This is a genomic window from Pseudomonas sp. BF-R-30, from assembly GCF_019956175.1.
Classification (GTDB): domain Bacteria; phylum Pseudomonadota; class Gammaproteobacteria; order Pseudomonadales; family Pseudomonadaceae; genus Aquipseudomonas; species Aquipseudomonas jessenii.
On the sequence record NZ_JAHBDE010000007.1, the window covers coordinates 20,692 to 41,289 of the forward strand.

Consider the following 20,598-nt stretch of genomic DNA (forward strand, 5'->3'; position numbering starts at 1 on the left):
CAAAGACCTTAGCCGGTGTTGCGCAAACCGGCGGCAATCCCCGCCACAGACACCAGCAAGGCCTGTTCTACCGGGCTGCCCTGCGCCACGTCCTGCACTCTTGAACGGGCCAGCAACTCGGCCTGCAATAGATGAAGCGGGTCGAGGTAGGTGTTGCGCAAGCGGATGAACTCAAGGGTCGCTGGGCTATGTGCCAGTAGCTGCGACTGCCCGGTCAGGCCGAGAACGATGGTGCACGCCTGCGACAATAGGTCGCGTAAGTGCGCACCCAATGGCAACAGATTCGGCTCTACCAGACGCTCATCGTAGGACTGTGCAATGTCGGCATCGGCCTTGGCCAGGACCATTTCCAGCATGTCGATGCGGGTGCGGAAGAACGGCCACTGCTCGCGCATTTGCCCCAGCAGTTCGCCTTCGCCACGCTCCAGCGCCTTGCTCAGGGCCGCTTCCCAACCCAGCCAGGCCGGCAGCATCAGGCGCGTCTGGGTCCAGCCGAAAATCCATGGGATCGCCCGCAGGCTTTCGATCCCCCCGGCCCGGCGCTTGGCCGGACGACTGCCCAGCGGCAAACGGCCGAGCTCCTGCTCCGGCGTGGACTGGCGGAAATACTCCACGAACTGCGGGTTTTCCCGCACCACGGCACGGTAGGCGCTGACACCATCCGCAGCCAGTTCGTCCATCAAATGGCGCCACTCGGGCGTAGGTGGCGGCGGAGGCAGCAAGGTCGCCTCAAGCACGGCGGCCAGATACAGATTGAGGTTTTGCTCGGCGATGTCCGGCAGGCCGAATTTGAATCGAATCATTTCGCCCTGCTCGGTGGTGCGGAAACGCCCCGCCACCGAACCCGGCGGCTGCGACAGGATCGCCGCGTGGGCCGGGCCGCCGCCACGCCCCACCGTGCCGCCGCGACCGTGGAACAACAGCAGCTCGACTTGTTGCTCGCGGCAGATATCCACCAGTCGCTCCTGCGCCCGGTACTGCGCCCAGGCCGCCGCGGTGGTGCCGGCGTCCTTGGCCGAGTCGGAGTAGCCGATCATCACTTCCTGCGGCCCTTGCAGGCGCGCGCGATAGCCCGGCAACAGCAGCAGCTTCTCGATCACCGGCCCCGCGTTGTCGAGGTCGGCCAGGGTTTCGAACAGCGGCACCACACGCATCGGCCGCAACACGCCGGACTCTTTGAGCAGCAACTGCACGGCGAGTACATCAGAAGCCGCACCGGCCATGGAGATCACATAGGAACCGAGGGATGCAGGCGGCGCAGCGGCGATTTCCCGGCAGGTCGCCAGCACCTCGGCGGTGTCGGCGCAAGGTTTGAAGTAGTTCGGCAACAAGGGCCGACGATTGCTCAATTCGCGCATCAGGAAGGCGATGCGCTCTTCTTCGCTCCAGTCTTCGTAGCGGCCGAGGCCAAGATAGTCGGTGATTTCAGTCATTGCGGCGGTGTGCCGCGACGAGTCCTGGCGTACATCCAGACGAACCAGGAACAGACCGAATGTCACTGCCCGACGCAGGCAATCGAGCAACGGCCCATCGGCGATCACGCCCATGCCGCACTCGTGCAGGGAGCGGTAGCAAAGCTCCAGTGGATCAAGCAGTTCGCGGTTGTCCTGCAGCACATCGATCGGTGCCGGCGCGGACGTCGACAAGGCGGCATGTGCCCAGTTACGCGTTGCCCGCAGGCGTTCGCGCAGGTGTTTGAGCACTGCCCGGTACGGCTCGGCGCTGTCTCCCGCCCTGGCCTTCAACTCATCGCTGGCCTGCTGCATCGACAGCTCAGCGGCCAGGCGATCGACATCGCGCAGGTACAAATCGGCCGCCATCCAGCGCGCCAACAATAAAACCTCTCGGGTCACCGCCGCCGTCACGTTCGGGTTGCCGTCGCGGTCGCCGCCCATCCACGAGGCAAAGCGAATCGGTGCTGCCTCCAGTGGCAGGCGCAGGCCGGTGGCGGCGTACAGGGCCTGATCGGCCTTGCGCAGATAATTGGGAATGGCTTGCCAAAGCGAATGCTCGATCACCGCGAAACCCCACTTGGCTTCGTCCACCGGCGTCGGGCGCGTGCGGCGGATCTCCTCGGTGTGCCAGGCTTCGGCGATCAGGCGTTGCAAGGTGGTCTTGATCTGCTCGCGCTCGGTACTGGTCAGATCACGGTGATCCTGAGCCGCCAGTTGCGCGGCGATGGCGTCGTACTTCTGGATCAGTGTGCGGCGTGCAACTTCGGTAGGGTGCGCAGTGAGTACCAGCTCGATCTCCAGCCGACCCAGTTGCCGGGCCAACGCGTCGGCGCCATGCCCTTCGGCGCGCAGGCGCGCGAGCAACTCCGGCAGCACCCGGGCTTCGAACGGCGCCTCCCGGGATTCCTCGCGACGGTGAATCAACTGATATTGCTCGGCGATGTTGGCCAGGTTGAGGAACTGGTTGAACGCCCGCGCCACCGGCAGCAACTCGTCTTCGGTCAACTGGTTGAGGCTGGCGCTGAGCTCGGCGTCCATGGAGCCGCGCCGGTCAGCCTTGGCGCCTTTGCGGATCTGCTCGATCTTGTCGAGAAAACCGTCGCCATATTGTTCACGAATGGTGTTGCCCAACAGCTCACCCAACAGGTGAACGTCCTCGCGCAAGCGTGCATCAATATCGGTCATCAGCAGGTCTCCAGCAAAAAATCCGGACGGCTAAGAAACAAGAGAGTGCCGCCCCAGACAGGTTCTTACAAGCAAGACGACGAAGGGCCTTTAAACCTTGCCTGTTGAAGCTAGTCTGAAGATTAACCGTACAACGGCTATCGCCGGCCAATGCCGCACACTCACCCTGCCTGCCACGAGCGGGAGCGCAATGAGGTCAATATGAAAATCCGCGAGCTTGCCCACCACTGGGAAGAAAACGCCAAGGGTCGCCTGACCGACACCGGCTACTCGATTCATCTGGACGTGGAGTCTGCCGCACGCCTGGCCGCGCTCGTCGAGATGTATCCCAAGCGGCATCCTGAAGAACTGCTCGGCGATCTGATCGGCGCCGCGCTGGAAGAGCTGGAAAGAAGCTTCCCGTACGTCAAGGGCACAACCGTGGTCGCCACCGATGAAGAAGGCGATCCACTGTATGAAGACATTGGGCCGACCCCGCGCTTTCTGGCGCTGTCCCGTCGGCATTTGCACGATTTGTCGGTGCCTGAGGACAAACAGAAACACTGATTTTCCACAGAACTTGTGGGAGCGGGCTTGCTCGCGAAAGCGGTTTAACATTCGACATCTACGTTGACTGATAGACCGCTTTCGCGAGCAAGCCCGCTCCCACATCAGCCCGTGTGCCAATTCAAAAAATTGCGCTTGTCCTGCCCTATAGGGCGCTGTCGACTCGATCCAGGTTTTTCGATAGCCGGCTAAATTCTCTGAACTTTCAAAAAAAGCCTCGGGTCAACCCAAGTAACCACGCCTGGGACGAGCGTTTCAAAATACCCCGCAATTGATGGTTTCAGCGCCCTGCCCAGGGTGGACTTCGACGTTTTTCAGGAACTGGCCCAATGGAGTTGAAGACCATGAAAACCCGAATCGGAAGTCCCTCATTCACCTGTTCGCGTAGCCTCAAACTGGCGGCGTTGGCTCTGGGCAGCAGCCTGGTCCTGGCCGGCTGCGCTGGTAACCCGCCGACCGAGCAGTACGCTGTCACCCAATCGGCCGTCAACGACGCCGTGAGCGCCGGCGGCACCGAGTTCGCCGCCGTGGAAATGAAGTCGGCCCAGGACAAGCTCAAGCAAGCCGAAATCGCCATGCACGACAAAAAATACGACCAGGCCCGGATGCTCGCCGAACAGGCCGAGTGGGACGCTCGCGTGGCCGAGCGCAAGGCCCAGGCGATGAAGGCCGAACAATCAGTGAAGGACGCGCAGAAAGGCGTTCAGGAATTGCGTCAGGAAAGCCAGCGCACCGTGCAGTAAGCGGCGCGGCACTACGCATTCCCACTCGACTAAAAGGACGAAATCATGAAATCCAGTCAATTGATGATCCCTGCCCTGCTGGCTGTCACCGTAACCCTGGCAGCCTGCTCCACACCACCGAACGCCAACCTCGAACAGGCCCGCACCAACTACACCGGCCTGCAATCCGATCCGCAAGCGTCCAAGATTGCGGCCCTGGAAACCAAGGAAGCCAGCGACTATCTGGACAAGGCCGATAAGGCCTACAGGGACAAGGAGGACGTGGCCACTGTCGACCAGCTTGCCTATTTGACCAACCAGCGCGTCGAAGTGGCCAAGCAGACCATCGCCCTGCGCACCGCCGAGGCCAGCCTGAAAGATGCCTCGGCGCAACGGGCTCAGGCGCGCCTTGACGCCCGTGATCAGCAGATCAAACAGTTGAAGGACAGCCTCAACGCCAGGCAGACCGATCGCGGGACGCTGGTGACCTTCGGTGATGTGCTGTTCGCCACCGACAAGGCCGAGCTGAAATCCAACGGCCTGGCGAACATCAACAAACTGGCGCAGTACCTACAGGAAAACCCCGAGCGCAAAGTGATTGTCGAGGGCTATACCGACAGCACCGGTACGGCGTCGCACAACCAGTCGCTGTCGGAACGTCGCGCGGGTTCCGTGCGTGCGGCACTGGTGAAGATGGGCGTTGATCCTGCGCGTATCGTCGCCCAGGGTTACGGCAAGGAATATCCGGTGGCGGATAACAGCAGCACTTCGGGCCGGGCGATGAACCGTCGGGTGGAGGTGACCATCTCCAATGACAATCAGCCGGTAATGCCGCGTTCGGCGGTGAGTTCATACACCCAGTAATCCACAACACAAACCAATGTGGGAGCGGGCTTGCTCGCGAAGGCGGTGTATCAGTCAACATTATTGTTGAAAGTTAAACCGCTTTCGCGAGCAAGCCCGCTCCCACATTGGATCTGTGTTGTTAGTTAGAACCGGTTTACGGCTCCAGCTTCTGCGGCGTCTCCTGCCCCATGCAGCGCACGGCTTTTTTCTTGCTGTCGACCAGCACGCCGGTCAGGCCTTTCTGTTCGGTGTCGAACAGCACCAGCACGCCATCGATGCACTGGGCCACTTGGGCCGCCGGCGCCAGGGAAACCTTGTAGTCCTCGCCCGGCACGGTCTTGAGCATGGTGAAGTCGCTGAGCAGCAACGCATCCTCGGGCTTGGCGAAGTGCAGGTAGCCGTACCACCACAGGGCACCGACGGTGCCGAGGATGCTGCAGATACCGGTGATGATCAGCGGGATGGCGTTACGTTCTTCACTCATTGCGGACTCTCTGGTGGTTCATCTTCTGAATTCGGGGGCGCCGGGTAGTTGGGGATTTCACCCAGGCGGCGCAGGCCGTTGAAATGTTGCGGGTCATCGAGATAACGCAGCATGACCTTGCGCCAGACCGGGTCGGCGAACGTCTGCACATGACCGCCACGGGTCAGTTGCAGCACCCGCGGCGGCGGCGCAGCTTGATACAGTCGGATGCCGTTGGAAAGAGGCACGATCGGATCGTCGATGCTGTGGTAGATCAGTTTCGGCACGTCCTTGAGTTGCGTCATGGAGTTGATCGCGCTGTCGCCGTCCGGCACCAGCCACGACAGCGGCACCTGGAACGTCCAGAACACCCATGAATTACTCAGCGCATACCGGCCGACACTGCGATAACTGGCGGGCACGCCGTCGAGGACAACAGCCTTGAGTTGTTTCTGCCGCTCGGGGTGTTGAACGAGGTAGTGGACAGCCATCGAACCGCCAAGGCTTTGGCCGAGCAGGATCAGCGGCTTGCCCTTGACCTCGGGGGCCTGGTCGAGCCATTTGAACGCCGCATCGATGTCCTGATAGATCGCCGGCAGGCTCGGTTTGCCTTCGGACAAGCCATAACCGCGATAGTCCACCAGCAGCACTTGATAGCCCTGTTCCGGCAACCACCAACTCCCGCCCAGATGCATTGGCAGATTGCCGCCGTTACCGTGCAGGTGCAGCACCGTGCCTTTGACCTCGACACCCGGCTTCACCGGCAGCCACCACGCGTTCAGCTTGAGACCATCGGCGGTGTTCAAGGTGACGGTGCGGTATTCGAGCCCGGCCTTTTCCGGCGTGAACAACTGGCCGGGTTCGGGATAAAACAGCAAGGAGCTGCAACCGCTCAGGGCCAGGAGAAGGCAGACGATGCCGAGGATTCTCATCCGTTGAAACCTCGCGAAAATGGGATTGGAATACGACCCAATGTGGGAGCGGGCTTGCTCGCGAATGCGGACTGACATTCACCATCTCTGCTATCTGATACACCGCTTTCGCGAGCAAGCCCGCTCCCACATTGAGTCCGCGTGATCCTTAAAGGATGTTCGAGTAATCCGCCTCGATCCGGTCCAGGCTCAGGTGGTTGAGGAAGTTGGAGAAGCACATCCACGCCGACAGCGCGTTCATGTCGCGGAACTGTTCCGGCAGGTACTTGGGCGGAACCACCAGACCTTCATCCACCAACTGGCGCAAGGTACGCATGTCTTCCAGGGTGGTCTTGCCGCAGAACAACAGCGGTATCTGCTCCAGCTTGCCTTTACGCACGGCCAGTTGAATGTAGTTGTAAATCATGATGAAGCCCTTGAGGTAGGACAAGTCTTTGGTAAATGGCAGACCTGTCGGCACCGAGCCGCGGAAAACGCGACTGGCGTTGCTGTAGCTCTCGGGCATTTCGAAGCCTTGCTCGCGGAAGAACTCGAACACCTGCAGGAAGTCGGCACCCTCCTCCACCATATGAATGGCCCGCGTGCGGTTGGTCAGTTTGCGCAGGCGACTGGGGTACGAGGCGAAGGTGATGATTTCCATCAGGATCGCCAGGCCTTCCTGGGTCACCGTCGACGAGGGCGGCCCCTTGGAGAGGAAGGTGCAAATCGGCTGGTTCAGGCCGTTGAGGGTGGTGCCGACATGCACCAGCCCTTCGTGGACCTCCAGGGCGCGCACATCGCGCTGATTGAACATCGCATCGGAGCGGATCTTGATGTAGTCGGCGCCAGCCGCCGCATCGGCGACGATCCCGTCGGACTCGAACACCCGGATGGTTTCCTCGGCTTCGCCAAATACCTTGTTCAAGCGATGCTGCAACAGGTCGACCGCATCCTTGGCCGTCAGCGTCTTCGGCTCATCCTTGAGGTCGCCGCGGCCGTCGATGTTGTTCAGGTATTCGGACAACATCATACCCAGGTCGGACAGCGTCGGGTCGCCGGCGTGGAACGCGTCGGAGGCAGCACCATACAATTCCTGCGAGATCAGGCCGAAATCCTCGGTGCCGCGCGCTTCGAGCATGCGCACCACCATGCGGTATTCCTTGCACATGCGACGCATGATCTGGCCGACCGGGTTGAACTGGCCGAGCTGGCGGGTGATGTCGCGCTCTATGTTCTGGAACTCCAGCTTCACTTTGCTGGAATCGAACGCCAGCGGCCGGTTGAGGTAGTAGTCGCGGTCCACCGCCGGCATTTCCTTGCCTTTGGCCTTGAGGAAGCCCTTACGAATGTTGTCGTCCCACTTGACCGCATCGAGGACGCGGATCGGCGTCTGCGCCAGCACGATGCGATCGGACAAAATGCGTATCGACTGTTGGTAATCGTCCACCCGAAACTCCTGTAGAAACCTGATTGTGCTGCTTATTTGGCTTTGGCCTGACGCTGGTAGCGCACGGCTTCGACGAACACATCGGAATTGGCCGGGTCGTCGAGGTAGGCGGTGACTTGATCCATGGAGCTGTTGATCAGCACGCCTGCGCCGTCGTCAGTCTGAAACGCTTCTCCGCTCAGGGCGTTTTGCTTCAGCGCCTGGTTGACCTGTTCGGGGTCGAGGTTGTACAGCACCAGTTCACGCTGGTCGGTCAGCTCGAAGCCGCCGATGATGAAATACCCGCCGAACTGCGCCGGCACCTTCGCCGACAAGTACCAACGGTTGCCATGGCGCGACACGGTAAAGGGGTAGGCTTCACGCTCCTTGGGTTTGGCCTTGAAGTAGCTGACGGCCTGGTAGCGATTGTCGGCGATGCGGGTCAACTCCAGATTGACGGGCTCGCCCCAGGCGCTGGTGCTGGTCCACTTGCCGAGCAACCCTTTGGGCGCGGGCTCGCTCGTGGGCAGCGGTTCCTTGAAGGTCACCAGACAGCCACTGAGCAGCAGGAACGACAAGGCGATCACAACGACACGCCAGGCTTTCATTCAATACTCCCTTGAAGATCACACGGCTTCACCCTGTGGGAGCGGGCTTGCTCGCGAAGGCGGTACATCAGTCGACATCAACTTTGACTGACACACCGCTTTCGCGAGCAAGCCCGCTCCCACAGGTCATGCACCAGCCGGACTACACCGACGCCAGCACCAGGTGCATGTAGCGCGTCAGGATGCCGAGCATTTCCTCTTCGGCGGCAGGCTCGTCTACGTTGAGCAGGCCCTGATATTCCATCCGGCCGATAATCGCCGTCAACACTTTGGCATCCTGATGCGGCTCGCGCGAGCCCAATACCTGGAACAGCTGGCAAGAGCCCTGCAGCAGGATTTGCTGATGCGAGCGCACCAGTTCGGCCAGGCGCGGGTTGAGCAACGCCTCCTGACGGAACGCCTGCTCGGCCATCAAATGTTCGCGACGATTGACCAATTGCCGGTGAACGTAATCGGTCATCAGCCGTGCAATGTCGTCCGCCAGTTTCGAGCGTGCCTGCGGGCTGCCGTCGCCACTGGCGATCATGTCGCGCAGCAGGCCCTCGTTGTTCACCCACAGCTTGCCCATGTACGCCGCACTGCGTTCCACGTATTGGGCGAAGGTATCGGTGAGCAGGTCATCGATATCCTTGAAATAGTAAGTGGTCGCCGACAACGGCACTTGCGCCTCGGCGGCCACCGCACGGTGCCGGACGGCACGCACGCCATCGCGCACAACAATGCGCATCGCGGCGTCGAGAATGTCCTGTCGTCGCTGTTCACTGCCCTGTCGGCTGGCCTTGCGACCCTGGTACTGAACGCTTTCAGCGACCGCAGTGGCGATACCCGCTGCACCTTCTTGAGCCATTGCACGAATCACGACAGGTATTTCCTCTCAGATGAAACTAACAAGTTGATACGTTTGTACCAGACAGGCAATAAAAAGCCGCCTCAAAGGCGGCTTTTTATTTGAAACACTTACGCTTGCGGCCGCATGTGCGGGAACAGGATCACGTCGCGGATCGACGGGGAGTTGGTCAGCAGCATCACCAGACGGTCGATACCGATGCCTTCACCCGCCGTTGGCGGCATGCCGTACTCCAGCGCACGAACGAAGTCGGCGTCGTAGTGCATGGCTTCGTCGTCGCCGGCGTCCTTGTCGGCCACCTGAGCCATGAAGCGCTCGGCCTGGTCTTCCGCGTCGTTCAACTCGGAGTAGGCGTTGGCGATTTCACGACCACCGATGAACAGCTCAAAACGGTCGGTGACGTTCGGGTTGTCGTCGTTACGACGGGCCAGCGGCGACACTTCGAACGGGTACTGAGTAATGAAATGCGGCTGCTCCAGCTTGTGCTCGACCAGCTCTTCGAAAATCATCACCTGCAGCTTGCCCAGGCCTTCGAAGCCCAGCACCTTGGCGCCGGCCTTCTTGGCGATGGCGCGAGCCTTGTCGATGTCGTTCAGATCATCGGCGGTCAGCTCAGGGTTGTACTTGAGGATCGAGTCGAACACCGACAGACGCACGAACGGCTCGCCGAAGTGGAACACCTTGTCGCCGTACGGCACGTCGGTGCTGCCCAGAACCAGCTGCGCCAGTTCGCGGAACAGTTCTTCGGTCAGGTCCATGTTGTCTTCGTAGTCGGCGTAGGCCTGGTAGAACTCCAACATGGTGAATTCAGGGTTGTGACGAGTCGAAACGCCTTCGTTACGGAAGTTGCGGTTGATCTCGAACACTTTCTCGAACCCGCCAACAACCAGGCGCTTGAGGTACAGTTCCGGCGCGATACGCAGGAACATGCCCATGTCCAGCGCATTGTGATGGGTTTCGAACGGCTTGGCTGCCGCGCCGCCAGGAATGGTCTGCAGCATCGGCGTTTCCACTTCCAGGAAGTCACGCTTCATCAGGAAGCTGCGGATGTGGGCGATGACTTGCGAACGCACGCGGAACGTCTGGCGCACGTCTTCGTTGACGATCAGGTCGACGTAACGCTGGCGGTAGCGCTGTTCGGTGTCGGTCAGGCCGTGGTGCTTGTCCGGCAGCGGGCGCAGGGATTTGGTCAGCAGGCGCACGCTGGTCATTTCGACGTACAGGTCGCCCTTGCCGGAACGGGCCAGGGTGCCTTCGGCAGCAATGATGTCGCCCATGTCCCAGGTTTTCACCGCGGCCAGGGTTTCTTCGGACAGGGTTTTGCGGTTGACGTAGACCTGGATACGACCGGTCATGTCCTGGATCACCATGAACGAGCCACGGTTGAGCATGATACGACCGGCAACCTTGACCGGGATCGCAGCCTCTGCCAGCTCTTCCTTGGTCTTGTCCGCGTACTGTTTCTGCAGTTGTTCGCAGTAGTTTTCGCGGCGGAAGTCGTTCGGGAAGGCATTGCCCTTGGCGCGCTCGGCAGCAAGCTTTTCCTTGCGCAGGGCGATCAGGGAGTTTTCTTCCTGTTGCAGGGCTTGCGGGTCGAGTTCTAGGTCGCTCATGTCTTTAAATATTCCATCACAGGTTCGTTGCCCCCAGGCCTGCGGCCTGGGGATCGCCAGCAAGCTGGCTCCTACAAGGATCGCGCCGGGTCAGCCGATCCTGTATTGCATTGCTTACAGCCCGGACTTCAGGCTCGCTTCCAGGTATTCGTCGATGTCGCCGTCGAGCACCTTGTCGCAGTCGCTGCGTTCGATGTTGGTGCGCAGATCCTTGATGCGCGAAGCATCGAGCACGTACGAACGGATCTGATGACCCCAGCCGATATCGGACTTGGTGTCTTCCAGCGCCTGGGACGCCGCGTTGCGCTTCTGCATTTCCTGCTCGTACAACTTGGCCCGCAGCATTTTCATGGCGGTGTCCTTGTTGGCGTGCTGGGAACGTTCGTTCTGGCAGCTGACCACGGTGTTGGTCGGTACGTGGGTGATACGTACGGCCGAGTCGGTGGTGTTTACGTGCTGACCACCGGCACCGGAGGAACGATAGGTGTCGATTCGCAGGTCTGCCGGATTGATCTCGATTTCCACCTTGTCATCGATCTCTGGCGAGACGAACACCGCCGAGAAAGAGGTGTGGCGACGGTTGCCGGAGTCGAACGGGCTCTTGCGCACCAGACGGTGCACGCCGATTTCGGTCCGCAACCAGCCAAACGCGTATTCGCCCTTGATGTGCACGGTCGCGCCCTTGATCCCGGCGACTTCACCGGCGGACAGTTCCATGATGGTCGCGTCGAAGCCGCGCTTGTCGGCCCAGCGCAGGTACATGCGCAGCAGGATATTGGCCCAGTCCTGGGCTTCGGTGCCGCCGGAACCGGCCTGGATGTCCAGGTAGGCATTGTTCGGGTCCATTTCGTGGCTGAACATGCGGCGGAATTCCAGCTTGGCCAGACTTTCCTCGAGACGGGCCAGCTCGGCGACGACATCGCCCACTGCGCCTTCGTCGTTCTCTTCGACGGCCATGTCCAGCAGGTCGCGGCAATCGGCCAGACCGGTGTTCAGCTCGTCCAGGGTATCGACGATCTGCGCCAGTGCAGCGCGCTCGCGGCCCAGTTCCTGGGCGTATTCAGGTTTGTTCCAGACACTCGGATCTTCAAGCTCGCGATTGACTTCGGTCAGACGCTCATGCTTTTGATCGTAGTCAAAGATACCCCCGAATAGTTTCGGAGCGCTCGGACAGGTCCTTGATGGTGTTCAGGATCGGGTTGATTTCCATGACGGGCAGCACTCGTTGGCGAACTTTTGAAAGCCGGCGAGTATACCGGGAAACAGCCGAAAACGGCAGTCCGCCTGGCCGAAAAGCCAAGCCCTTGTAGGAGCGAGCTCGCTCGCGAAAAACGCTCAGGCACCGCGTTTATTCAGATAGCCATCGTCATCGTTGACGACCATCGCGAGCAGGCTCGCTCCTACAGGGGGGAGGCTGTTCAGCCGATGCCCACCTGATTACGCCCATTGTTCTTCGCCGAATACAGCCCCTTGTCCGCCGCCAGGATCAGGTCGCGGCAGTTGCTGCCCGCTTTCGGGGTAATAGTCGACAGGCCGATGCTGATGGTCAGGCTCGAACCTTCGGCCGGCGAGTTGTGCGGGATCTTCAGGGCTGCCACGGTCTGGCGCAGCTTCTCGGCCACCAACCGTGCACCGCCCTGGGAGGTGTTGGGCAGCACCAGGGCGAACTCTTCGCCGCCGTAGCGGGCCGGCAGGTCCGAAGGCCGGGCACTGGCGTCCTTGATCGCCGCGGCGACCTTGCGCAGGGCTTCATCGCCTTCCAGGTGGCCGAAGCTGTCGTTGTAGGCCTTGAAGTAGTCGACATCGATCATCAGCAATGACAACTGGCTCTGCTCACGCAGCGAACGGCGCCACTCCAGTTCCAGGTATTCATCGAAGTGCCGACGGTTCGACAACCCCGTCAGGCCATCGGAGTTCATCAGGCGTTGCAGCACCAGGTTGGTGTCGAGCAGTTGCTGCTGGCTGACCCGCAACGCGCGGTACGCCGCATCCCGTTGCAGCAGGGTCATATAGGAGCGCGAGTGGTAGCGGATGCGCGCGACCAGTTCGATATTGTCCGGCAGCTTGACCAGATAATCGTTGGCCCCGGCCGCAAAGGCCGCGCTCTTGATCAGCGGGTCTTCCTTGGTCGACAGAACGATGATCGGAATGTCCTTGGTCGCCGGGTGATTGCGGTATTCGCGCACCAGGCTCAGACCGTCAAGACCGGGCATGACCAGATCCTGCAGGATCACTGTCGGCTTGATGCGCACCGCGTGGGCGATGGCCTGGTGCGGGTCGGAGCAGAAGTGGAAATCAATGTTCTCTTCGTTCGACAGGCCGCGACGCACGGCTTCGCCGATCATGGCCTGATCGTCCACCAGCAACACCATGGCGGCGTTTTCGTCGGTCTTGAAGTCGTCGAGCTGTAATTCAGTCATGTGCGGTCACCTGAGTACTACCTGAGCCAGGAATGAGGAAAAAGGTGCTCATTTGGCGAAAATCTCCAGCAATCGTGGCGCTATCTTGTCCAGCGGGCGAATCTCCACGGCAGCGTCGATGGCTGCGGCCGCCTTCGGCATGCCGTACACCGCACTGCTGTTTTGGTCTTGTGCGATGGTCAGGTAGCCCTGTTGGCGCATGAGTTTAAGCCCTTGGGCGCCATCACGCCCCATGCCGGTGAGCAAAACCCCCACGGCGTCACCGCTCCAGTAACTGGCCACGCTCTCGAAGAACACATCGATGGAGGGCCGGTAGATTTCGTTGACCGGTTCGGCGGTGTAGGCCAGCGTGCCGTTTTTCAACAAGCGAATATGGTGATTGGTGCCGGCCAGCAATACCCTGCCGCTTTGCGGCGGCTCGCCCTCCTGGGCCAGGCGCACATCAAGGCCGCTGGCAGTGCCGAGCCATTCAGCCATGCCGGCGGCAAACACCTGGTCAACGTGTTGCACCAGCACAATGGCCGGAGAGAAATCACGCGGCAGCCCCTTGAGCAAGACTTCCAGCGCTGCCGGCCCACCGGCGGATGAGCCAATGGCGATCAGGCCCTGGCGTGAGCCCGAACTGCGCAAGGGTGCCGGCACCGGGCGTGGGCGGTTACCCTTGTCGCCGATCAGCCAGACGATGTTCAAGATCTTGCGCAACAACGGCGCCGCCGCTTCCTGGGCATTGCCGGCGCCGAGGGCCGGGGTGTCGACCACGTCCAGCGCACCGTAGCCCATGGCCTCGAACACCCGGTGCACGTTCTGCTGGCGATCCACGGTGACGATGACGATGGCACACGGGGTCTCGGCCATGATCCGCCGCGTGGCCTCGACGCCATCCATCACCGGCATGATCAGGTCCATCAGAATCAGGTCCGGTGTGTCCAGCGCGCACTGGCGCACCGCCTCGGCACCATTGCCGGCGACCCAGACCACCTCGTGGGCCGGCTCGAAAGCCAGGGCGCGGCGCAGGGCCTCCACCGCCATGGGCATGTCATTGACGATTGCGATCCTCATGCCCGCGCTCCTCCGATGAGCTCGACCACTGCATCGAGCAAGGCGTCGTCATGAAAACTGGCCTTGGCTAGATAATAGTCGGCCCCGGCATCCAGTCCACGGCGCCGGTCCTCTTCACGATCCTTGTAGGACACCACCATCACCGGCAGCGATTGCAGGCGATTGTCCCGACGCAGCAGCGTGACCAGTTCGATGCCGTCCATGCGCGGCATATCAATGTCGGTGATCAGCAGATCGAAATCCTCCGAACGCAGCGCGTTCCAGCCATCCATGCCGTCCACCGCAACCGCCACGTCATAGCCGCGATTGAGCAACAGCTTGCGCTGCAACTCTCGCACGGTCAGGGAATCATCCACCACCAGAATTCGTTTGCGGGCCGCCTCGACCACCTGATTGCTGTGACGGGCAATGCGCTCCAGACGCCCGGTGTTGAGCAGTTTTTCCACCGAACGCAGCATGTCTTCGACATCCACGATCAGCACCACCGAACCGTCGTCGAGCAGGGCCCCGGCGGAAATGTCCTGCACCTTGCCCAGACGCTCGTCCAGCGGCAGCACCACCAACGTCCGCTCACCGATGAACCGCTCCACGGCCACGCCGTAGATGGCATCGCGCTCGCGAATCACCACGACCTTCAGGGTTTGCCCGCTGTTCTGGCTGGCCGGACGTTGCAGCAACTGACTGGCCGCCACCAGGCCGACATGCCGGCCTTCGTGCCAGAAATGCTGGCGGCCTTCGACCTGCACGATATCCGCCGGCTCCAGGTCGCACATGCGCTCAATGTGCGCCAGCGGGAAGGCATAGGCTTCGTCGCCGACTTCCACCACCAGGCTGCGCACCACCGACAGGGTCAGCGGCACCTCAAGGTGGAAACGACTGCCCTCGCCCGCCGTCTGCTCCAGCACCACCGCGCCGCGCAGCTGCCGGACCATGTGCTGCACCGCATCCAGGCCGACGCCGCGACCGGACACCTCGGTGACCTTGTCGCGCAGACTGAAACCGGGCAGGAACAGGAACGTCAGCAATTCCTCTTCGCTCAACTGAGCGGCGGTTTCCGCGAGGGACAAATTTCGTTCAACGATGCTGCGACGGAGCTTTTCCAGGTCCACGCCGTTGCCGTCGTCGCTCAGTTCAAGCACCAGCAGACCGGCCTGATGGGACGCGCGCAGGCGAATCAAACCTTCAGCCGGCTTGCCGGCCAGCAGGCGCTGCTCCGGGGTTTCGATGCCGTGGTCGACCGCGTTGCGCAACAGGTGAGTCAGCGGCGCTTCGAGCTTTTCCAGCACGTCGCGATCGACCTGGGTTTTTTCGCCTTCAATCTCCAGGCGCACTTGTTTGCCCAGATCGCGCCCCAGATCCCGGACCATCCGCACTTGCCCGGTCAGCACATCGGCAAAGGGCCGCATGCGACAGGCCAGCGCCGTGTCGTACAACACCTGCGCCCGTTGGCTGGCATGCCAGGCGAACTCGTCGAGTTCGGCGTTCTTTTCCATGAGCAGTTGCTGGGATTGCGCGAGCAAGCGCCGCGCATCCTCAAGGGCTTCCTGGGCTTCCAGGCTCAAGGCGTGATCCTTGAGATGCACATTGAGGTTCTCCAGTGCGCGCAGGCTGTTGCTCTGCATGCGCTTGAGTCGCTGCATGGTCGCCAGGTGCGGTTTGAGCCGCAGGGTTTCCACCAGGGATTTGCTCGACAGATCGAGCAGGCTGTTCAGGCGCTCGGCGGTGACACGCAGCACACGTTCGCCGTTTTCGGTGGTGCGTTTGGTCTTGTGTGGAGCTGGCGCCGATGGCGGTTCGACGACAGGCGCCGGCGACTCGACCTTCGGCGCGGGTGCTTCGAGCTGAAGTTCGGCCATCACCGGTGCGGCAGGCGCAACCAGCGGGGCCGCCGGGTCCAGCAACCGCGCCATCAACGCCACATAGGCCTCGATGTCCGAGACTTCCGGGTTGTTGCTCGGTGTGGCGATGCGCATCAGCAGATCGGTGCCTTGCAGCAACGCATCGATATGCTCGGGGCGCAGCAACAGGCGGCCTTCCTGGGCGCTGACCAGACAATCTTCCATCACATGGGAGACGCTGACTCCGGCGTCGACACCGACGATCCGCGCCGCACCCTTGAGCGAGTGCGCGGCACGCATGCACGATTCAAGTTGATCGGCCTGGGTCGGGTCGCGCTCAAGCGCCAGCAGGCCGGCGCTCAAGACTTGGGTCTGGGCTTCGGCCTCCAGACTGAACAGCTCAAGCAACGAAGCGTCGCGCATTTGCTCGGGGGTCATGTGAGGCTCCGGGTCACGGCGCACAACAGCTGCTCTTCATCCAGCCAACGCAGGCTGCGACCTTTGAATTGCAACACGCCACGGGTGTATTTGGCGCTGGCCTGAGCACCTGAGCGCGATGCGGTATCGAGGATGTGCTCGTCGATGGCGTGAATCCCGTCGACTTCGTCCACCGGCACCACCACCGGCCCGCCGTCGGCGGCGATGATCAGCATGCGTGGCATGACCCGTGCACCGGTGGCTACGCTGCTGACGCCGTCGAGCCCGAGCAGTTCCACCAGCGACAGGCAGGCAACCAGCGCTCCGCGTACATTCGCCACGCCGAGCAAGGCCCGGGAACGTTGATGCGGCAACGAGTGAATCGCTTGCAACGGCGCCACCTCTACCAGGCTACGGGTCGCAAGTCCCAGCCACTCTTCACCCAGACGGAACATCAACAGCGAGCGGGTTTTCACCTCGCTCTCGACCGCGACAGACACAGTCCCGCGATCTTCCTGCTGCAATGCATAACGATCGAGCAAGCGTGTGGCGGCCGCCGAATACACCGCACAATTGCGGCAATGAATATGGTCGCTGAGCAGCGGGCAGGACTTGTCACCGTGGATACCAATGCGGTTCCAGCAATCGTCGATGGCCTGGGCATCCCGGGTGACGCTGAAGGTATCGGAGGCGATCATCGTTTACGCTCACTGTCGACGGAACGTGCGCTGCGGGCGGCACGCTCCTGCAATCGTCTGGCTCCCATCGCGTCACCCTGGGCCTGCAGCAAGCCGGCCAGGTGCATCAACGCTTCAGGATGTTGCGGTTCCAGGTACAACGCCTTGCGGTAAAAACCCTGTGCTTCAAGGGTATTGCCAGCCACATCGCTGAGCAGCCCCAACCAATAAAAGACCTGAGCCACCGGTTCATGGCTGCGCAAGTAGCTTTCACACGCCGCTCGCGCCTCGGCGCTTTTGCCTTCATCGGCCAGCACGGCGATATTGGCCAGCAGCGCGGCAGTGTCGGAGCCGGAGGTTGCAGGCGCAGGTGCAGGCCGCAGCGGCGCAACCCGGGCAAACGGACGGCTGCGCACTGGCGCAGGTGGTGGATTGCGCAACGGTTGCGGCACCGGCAATGGCGCAGGAACGAACGTCGGCAAGGGATCAGGGTCCGCAGTTCCCTGTCGACTGAACGCGAAGGACTGCGCGATACCAATCGAGCGCATCCCCAAACGCCCCAGCAGACCGCCTTCGGCCGGGCCGATAAACAGCACGCCGTCAACGTGGGTCAGGCACTTGAGCACTTCGAAGACTAGCTTCTGGGTCGGCTGGTCGAAGTAGATCAGCAGGTTGCGACAAAACACGAAATCGAATGGCGGTTCACCGGCCAGCAAGGCCGGATCCAGCAGATTGCCTACCTGCAGGCGCACTTGCTCGAGCACCCGCTGATCGAGGCGATAGCTCTCGCCTTCGGCGATGAAATGACGGTCGCGAAACGCAATGTCGTCACCCCGAAAGGAATTCTTGCCGTACAACGCCCGACGGGCTTTTTCCACTGACAACGGGCTGACGTCCAGGCCGTCGACCTTGAACTGGTGCGGTTTGAGCCCGGCATCGAGCAACGCCATGGCGATCGAGTACGGTTCTTCGCCCGTGGAGCATGGCAGGCTGAGAATTCGCAGGGCGCGCAGGTTGTTGATTTCGGCCAGACGCTTGCTCGCCAGTTTCGCCAGGGTGACGAAGGACTCCGGATAGCGGAAGAACCAGGTTTCCGGAACGATCACCGCCTCGATCAAGGCCTGCTGCTCGTCCCGCGAGCCCTGCAAGGTGTGCCAATACTCATCGGCCGACACTGCTTGCGAAACGATGCTGCGCTGGCGCACCGCTCGCTCGATGATCGCAGGCCCTACCGAGGTCACGTCGAGTCCGATGGTTTCCTTGAGAAAGTCGAAAAAACGCTGATCGCTGTTCATGGCCGCTCCTGCAGCAGTGCCGGATCCATTGGCGGCGAGGGAAACAACAATGCGCGCACCTGATCGTCCAGCAGATCGCCGACCCGCACCCATTGCAGCAACCCCCGCTCGTCCTTGCGCACCGGCCCGAGGTAAGGCGTCTGGCGATTGTCCAGGCCATAGGGCTGAAAATCCGCCGGATCGCAACGCAAGGTGTCAGTCGCCTGTTCCAGAATCAGCCCGAGCAGTTGTGTCTCGGCGGTTTCATCCGGGCGATAGTTGACCAGCACCAGTCGCGTGCTGGTACGGGCCTGTGCAGGCATGCCAAAGGTCAGTGCGCTCAAGTCGATCACCGGCACCACGGTGCCCCGATAGGCGAACACCCCGGCGACCCAGGCGGGGGCATGGGGAATGGGCTTCAACGGCAGGCACGGCAGCACTTCAGCCACTTCGATAGCCTTCAAGGCATAGCGCTCGTTGCCGATGCGAAACACCAGAAACAAGGCATGCAGCGCCTGCTTCACGGCAGAGCGTTTGGCCGTGATTTCGCTCATCAGACTTTGAATCGCGAAACGCCGCTGCGCAGCCCGACGGCCACCTGGCTCAGTTCATCGATGGCGAAACTGGCCTGGCGCAGAGACTCGACCGTCTGGCTGCTGGCATCACCCAACTGCACCAGCGCATGGTTGATCTGCTCGGCGCCGGTAGCCTGGGCCTGCATGCCTTCGTTGACCATCAGCACCCGCGGCGCCAGCGCCTGGACCTGATGGATGATCTGCGACAACTGCTCGCCGACTTGCTGTACCTCGGACATCCCGCGACGCACCTCTTCGGAAAACTTGTCCATGCCCATGACCCCGGCCGACACCGCTGACTGGATCTCGCGCACCATTTGCTCGATGTCGTAGGTGGCCACGGCCGTCTGGTCCGCCAGGCGCCGCACTTCGGTGGCAACCACGGCAAAGCCGCGCCCGTATTCCCCGGCCTTCTCGGCCTCGATGGCGGCGTTGAGCGACAACAGGTTGGTCTGGTCGGCGACCTTGACGATGGTCACCACCACCTGATTGATGTTGCCGGCCTTCTCGTTGAGGATCGCCAGCTTGGCGTTGACCAGATCGGCCGCGCCCATCACCGAGTGCATGGTTTCTTCCATGCGTGCCAGGCCTTGCTGACCGGAACCGGCAGCCACGGAAGCCTGATCGGCGGCGGTGGAGACCTCGGTCATGGTGCGCACCAGATCCCGGGAAGTGGCGGCGATCTCACGGGAGGTCGCGCCGATTTCCGTGGTGGTGGCGGCGGTTTCGGTGGCGGTGGCTTGTTGCTGCTTGGACGTCGCGGCGATCTCGGTCACCGACGTGGTCACCTGCACCGACGAGCGTTGGGCCTGGGACACCAGAGAAGTGAGCTCGGTCATCATGTCGTTGAACCCGGTCTCTACCGCGCCGAATTCGTCCTTGCGCTCCAGGTTCAGGCGGCTGCTGAGGTCGCCGGTGCGCATGATTTCGAGGATTCTCACGATGCGGTTCATCGGCGCCATGATGGCGCGCATCAGCAACAGACCACAGAGAGCGGCCGCCAGCACCGCGATCACCAGGGAAATACCCATGATGACTTTGGCTGTGAGCACTGCATCGTCAATGGCCGCGATGTCTGTGTCCGCCACAGACTTGTTGTGACGCAGGATTTCATTGACCTTCATTCGACCCGCTGTCCAGGTCGGGGTCAGTTCACCCTTGAACATGTTGACGGCCTCGGCGTTCTGGTTGCGTTTATACAACTCGATCACCGCGGCCAGAATCCGGTGGTAGTCCTCATGAAGCTTTTCGAACGCGGCGAACTCGACTCTGTCTTCTTCGTCGGCAATCGTTCCACGGTAGAGCTCCATCTGCTCTTTCAACCGCTCGGCGTAGCCCTTGAAGCTCGCGGCATCCTCGGCAGTGAAGCTCTGCCCTTCCTCCAGGCCGAGCATGGCCTGAATGCGTACATAACTGTCGGACCACGCGCCACGAACCATCGAGCTGTAATACAACCCTGGCAGAGCGTCCTCACGCACGCTGGCCTCGCTTTTTTCGATCTTCAACAGCCGCGAATACGAGACAACCACCATCAGCAACATGATGGCGATAATTACCGCAAAGCTCGCCAAAATGCGTTGGCGTAACGTCCAGTTCTTCACAGTCATTCCTCGGAGCCGATTCGAAATGCGGGGAGTATAGCCGAGGGCGGTGTTTCATTTATAAGACGGTTGCGCGCTACTTCTCATCCCGTCAAAAAAAGGCGGGATGGGTGCCA

18 protein-coding genes are annotated in these 20,598 nt (G+C 61.4%); 3 read left to right on the forward strand and 15 right to left on the reverse strand.

Translation table 11 applies throughout. The features are described from left to right. Window positions 1-8: 8 nt before the first annotated feature. Window positions 9-2,639: a phosphoenolpyruvate carboxylase gene (gene ppc, locus KGB20_RS05130; RefSeq protein WP_150812879.1), complete on the reverse strand. Its 2,631-nt coding sequence runs from the start codon at window positions 2,637-2,639 to the stop codon at window positions 9-11. 201 nt (window positions 2,640-2,840) lie between these two features. On the opposite strand from ppc, the gene KGB20_RS05135 reads away from it, so the two are divergent. The 3 genes from KGB20_RS05135 to KGB20_RS05145 all read left to right on the forward strand — a co-directional run bounded on the left by KGB20_RS05135 (window position 2,841) and on the right by KGB20_RS05145 (window position 4,771). Further along, window positions 2,841-3,185 carry a hypothetical protein gene (locus tag KGB20_RS05135; protein ID WP_056721034.1) on the forward strand — a complete coding sequence of 115 codons (345 nt, stop codon included), beginning with the start codon at window positions 2,841-2,843 and terminating at the stop codon, window positions 3,183-3,185. A 329-nt stretch (window positions 3,186-3,514) separates the two neighbouring features. Next, window positions 3,515-3,928, forward strand: coding sequence for a DUF4398 domain-containing protein (locus KGB20_RS05140; protein WP_057716200.1), 414 nt, complete (start codon window positions 3,515-3,517; stop codon window positions 3,926-3,928). Between the two features lie 45 nt (window positions 3,929-3,973). Continuing rightward, on the forward strand, window positions 3,974-4,771 hold the full coding sequence (locus tag KGB20_RS05145; protein WP_150812878.1) for an OmpA family protein: 798 nt from the start codon (window positions 3,974-3,976) through the stop codon (window positions 4,769-4,771). 136 nt (window positions 4,772-4,907) lie between these two features. On the opposite strand, the gene KGB20_RS05150 is transcribed toward KGB20_RS05145, so the two are convergent. The 14 genes from KGB20_RS05150 to KGB20_RS05215 form a co-directional block, all read right to left on the reverse strand. Beyond that, window positions 4,908-5,237, reverse strand: coding sequence for a hypothetical protein (locus tag KGB20_RS05150; RefSeq protein ID WP_102669805.1), 330 nt, complete (start codon window positions 5,235-5,237; stop codon window positions 4,908-4,910). Then, window positions 5,234-6,148 carry an alpha/beta hydrolase gene (locus KGB20_RS05155; RefSeq protein ID WP_154861826.1) on the reverse strand — a complete coding sequence of 305 codons (915 nt, stop codon included), beginning with the start codon at window positions 6,146-6,148 and terminating at the stop codon, window positions 5,234-5,236. The genes KGB20_RS05150 and KGB20_RS05155 overlap by 4 nt, the downstream gene beginning before the upstream one ends. Window positions 6,149-6,296: 148 nt before the next feature. Then, window positions 6,297-7,574 (reverse strand): flavohemoglobin expression-modulating QEGLA motif protein, encoded by a 1,278-nt coding sequence (locus KGB20_RS05160; RefSeq protein WP_057716204.1) that lies wholly within the window; start codon window positions 7,572-7,574, stop codon window positions 6,297-6,299. A gap of 32 nt (window positions 7,575-7,606) precedes the next feature. Beyond that, on the reverse strand, window positions 7,607-8,161 hold the full coding sequence (locus tag KGB20_RS05165) for a hypothetical protein (RefSeq protein WP_154861827.1): 555 nt from the start codon (window positions 8,159-8,161) through the stop codon (window positions 7,607-7,609). 142 nt (window positions 8,162-8,303) lie between these two features. Beyond that, window positions 8,304-9,020, reverse strand: a complete 717-nt coding sequence (locus KGB20_RS05170; protein ID WP_174245502.1) for a TetR/AcrR family transcriptional regulator — start codon at window positions 9,018-9,020, stop codon at window positions 8,304-8,306. Window positions 9,021-9,118: 98 nt separating this feature from the next. Then, on the reverse strand, window positions 9,119-10,621 hold the full coding sequence (gene lysS / locus KGB20_RS05175; RefSeq protein ID WP_057716207.1) for a lysine--tRNA ligase: 1,503 nt from the start codon (window positions 10,619-10,621) through the stop codon (window positions 9,119-9,121). A gap of 114 nt (window positions 10,622-10,735) precedes the next feature. After that, a protein-coding gene (gene prfB / locus KGB20_RS05180) for a peptide chain release factor 2 (RefSeq protein ID WP_109790603.1) occupies window positions 10,736-11,831 on the reverse strand; the annotation gives its coding sequence in 2 pieces (ribosomal slippage) (window positions 10,736-11,758 and window positions 11,760-11,831; 1,095 coding nt in all). Window positions 11,832-12,039: 208 nt separating this feature from the next. Further along, window positions 12,040-13,041: a PleD family two-component system response regulator gene (locus tag KGB20_RS05185; RefSeq protein WP_057716208.1), complete on the reverse strand. Its 1,002-nt coding sequence runs from the start codon at window positions 13,039-13,041 to the stop codon at window positions 12,040-12,042. Window positions 13,042-13,089: 48 nt separating this feature from the next. After that, the gene (locus KGB20_RS05190) at window positions 13,090-14,100 is read right to left on the reverse strand and encodes a chemotaxis response regulator protein-glutamate methylesterase (RefSeq protein ID WP_150812875.1); all 1,011 of its coding nucleotides are present in this window, start codon (window positions 14,098-14,100) and stop codon (window positions 13,090-13,092) included. Beyond that, entirely contained in the window at window positions 14,097-16,376 is a 2,280-nt protein-coding gene (locus tag KGB20_RS05195) for a hybrid sensor histidine kinase/response regulator (protein ID WP_154947630.1), read from the reverse strand. The genes KGB20_RS05190 and KGB20_RS05195 overlap by 4 nt, the downstream gene beginning before the upstream one ends. Further along, window positions 16,373-17,053 (reverse strand): chemotaxis protein CheW, encoded by a 681-nt coding sequence (locus KGB20_RS05200; protein WP_154947631.1) that lies wholly within the window; start codon window positions 17,051-17,053, stop codon window positions 16,373-16,375. The genes KGB20_RS05195 and KGB20_RS05200 overlap by 4 nt, the downstream gene beginning before the upstream one ends. Further along, complete coding sequence (locus KGB20_RS05205) at window positions 17,050-18,327, reverse strand: CheR family methyltransferase (protein WP_154947632.1); 1,278 nt, start codon at window positions 18,325-18,327, stop codon at window positions 17,050-17,052. The genes KGB20_RS05200 and KGB20_RS05205 overlap by 4 nt, the downstream gene beginning before the upstream one ends. Further along, window positions 18,324-18,860: a chemotaxis protein CheW gene (locus tag KGB20_RS05210; protein WP_150812872.1), complete on the reverse strand. Its 537-nt coding sequence runs from the start codon at window positions 18,858-18,860 to the stop codon at window positions 18,324-18,326. The genes KGB20_RS05205 and KGB20_RS05210 overlap by 4 nt, the downstream gene beginning before the upstream one ends. Further along, window positions 18,860-20,482, reverse strand: coding sequence for a methyl-accepting chemotaxis protein (locus KGB20_RS05215; protein WP_150812974.1), 1,623 nt, complete (start codon window positions 20,480-20,482; stop codon window positions 18,860-18,862). The genes KGB20_RS05210 and KGB20_RS05215 overlap by 1 nt, the downstream gene beginning before the upstream one ends. Between the last annotated feature and the right edge of the window lie 116 nt (window positions 20,483-20,598).

Excerpts from the sequence above, each read along its gene's own strand:
- KGB20_RS05155 (WP_154861826.1), bottom strand. The coding sequence starts at position 6,148 with ATGAGAATCCTCGGCATCGTCTGCCTTCTCCTGGCCCTGAGCGGTTGC.
- KGB20_RS05200 (WP_154947631.1), bottom strand. The coding sequence starts at position 17,053 with ATGATCGCCTCCGATACCTTCAGCGTCACCCGGGATGCCCAGGCCATC.
- KGB20_RS05150 (WP_102669805.1), bottom strand. The coding sequence starts at position 5,237 with ATGAGTGAAGAACGTAACGCCATCCCGCTGATCATCACCGGTATCTGC.
- KGB20_RS05210 (WP_150812872.1), bottom strand. The coding sequence starts at position 18,860 with ATGAGCGAAATCACGGCCAAACGCTCTGCCGTGAAGCAGGCGCTGCAT.
- KGB20_RS05195 (WP_154947630.1), bottom strand. The coding sequence starts at position 16,376 with ATGACCCCCGAGCAAATGCGCGACGCTTCGTTGCTTGAGCTGTTCAGT.
- KGB20_RS05135 (WP_056721034.1), top strand. The coding sequence starts at position 2,841 with ATGAAAATCCGCGAGCTTGCCCACCACTGGGAAGAAAACGCCAAGGGT.
- KGB20_RS05145 (WP_150812878.1), top strand. The coding sequence starts at position 3,974 with ATGAAATCCAGTCAATTGATGATCCCTGCCCTGCTGGCTGTCACCGTA.
- KGB20_RS05185 (WP_057716208.1), bottom strand. The coding sequence starts at position 13,041 with ATGACTGAATTACAGCTCGACGACTTCAAGACCGACGAAAACGCCGCC.
- KGB20_RS05205 (WP_154947632.1), bottom strand. The coding sequence starts at position 18,327 with ATGAACAGCGATCAGCGTTTTTTCGACTTTCTCAAGGAAACCATCGGA.
- ppc (WP_150812879.1), bottom strand. The coding sequence starts at position 2,639 with ATGACCGATATTGATGCACGCTTGCGCGAGGACGTTCACCTGTTGGGT.
- lysS (WP_057716207.1), bottom strand. The coding sequence starts at position 10,621 with ATGAGCGACCTAGAACTCGACCCGCAAGCCCTGCAACAGGAAGAAAAC.
- KGB20_RS05190 (WP_150812875.1), bottom strand. The coding sequence starts at position 14,100 with ATGAGGATCGCAATCGTCAATGACATGCCCATGGCGGTGGAGGCCCTG.
- KGB20_RS05140 (WP_057716200.1), top strand. The coding sequence starts at position 3,515 with ATGGAGTTGAAGACCATGAAAACCCGAATCGGAAGTCCCTCATTCACC.
- KGB20_RS05165 (WP_154861827.1), bottom strand. The coding sequence starts at position 8,161 with ATGAAAGCCTGGCGTGTCGTTGTGATCGCCTTGTCGTTCCTGCTGCTC.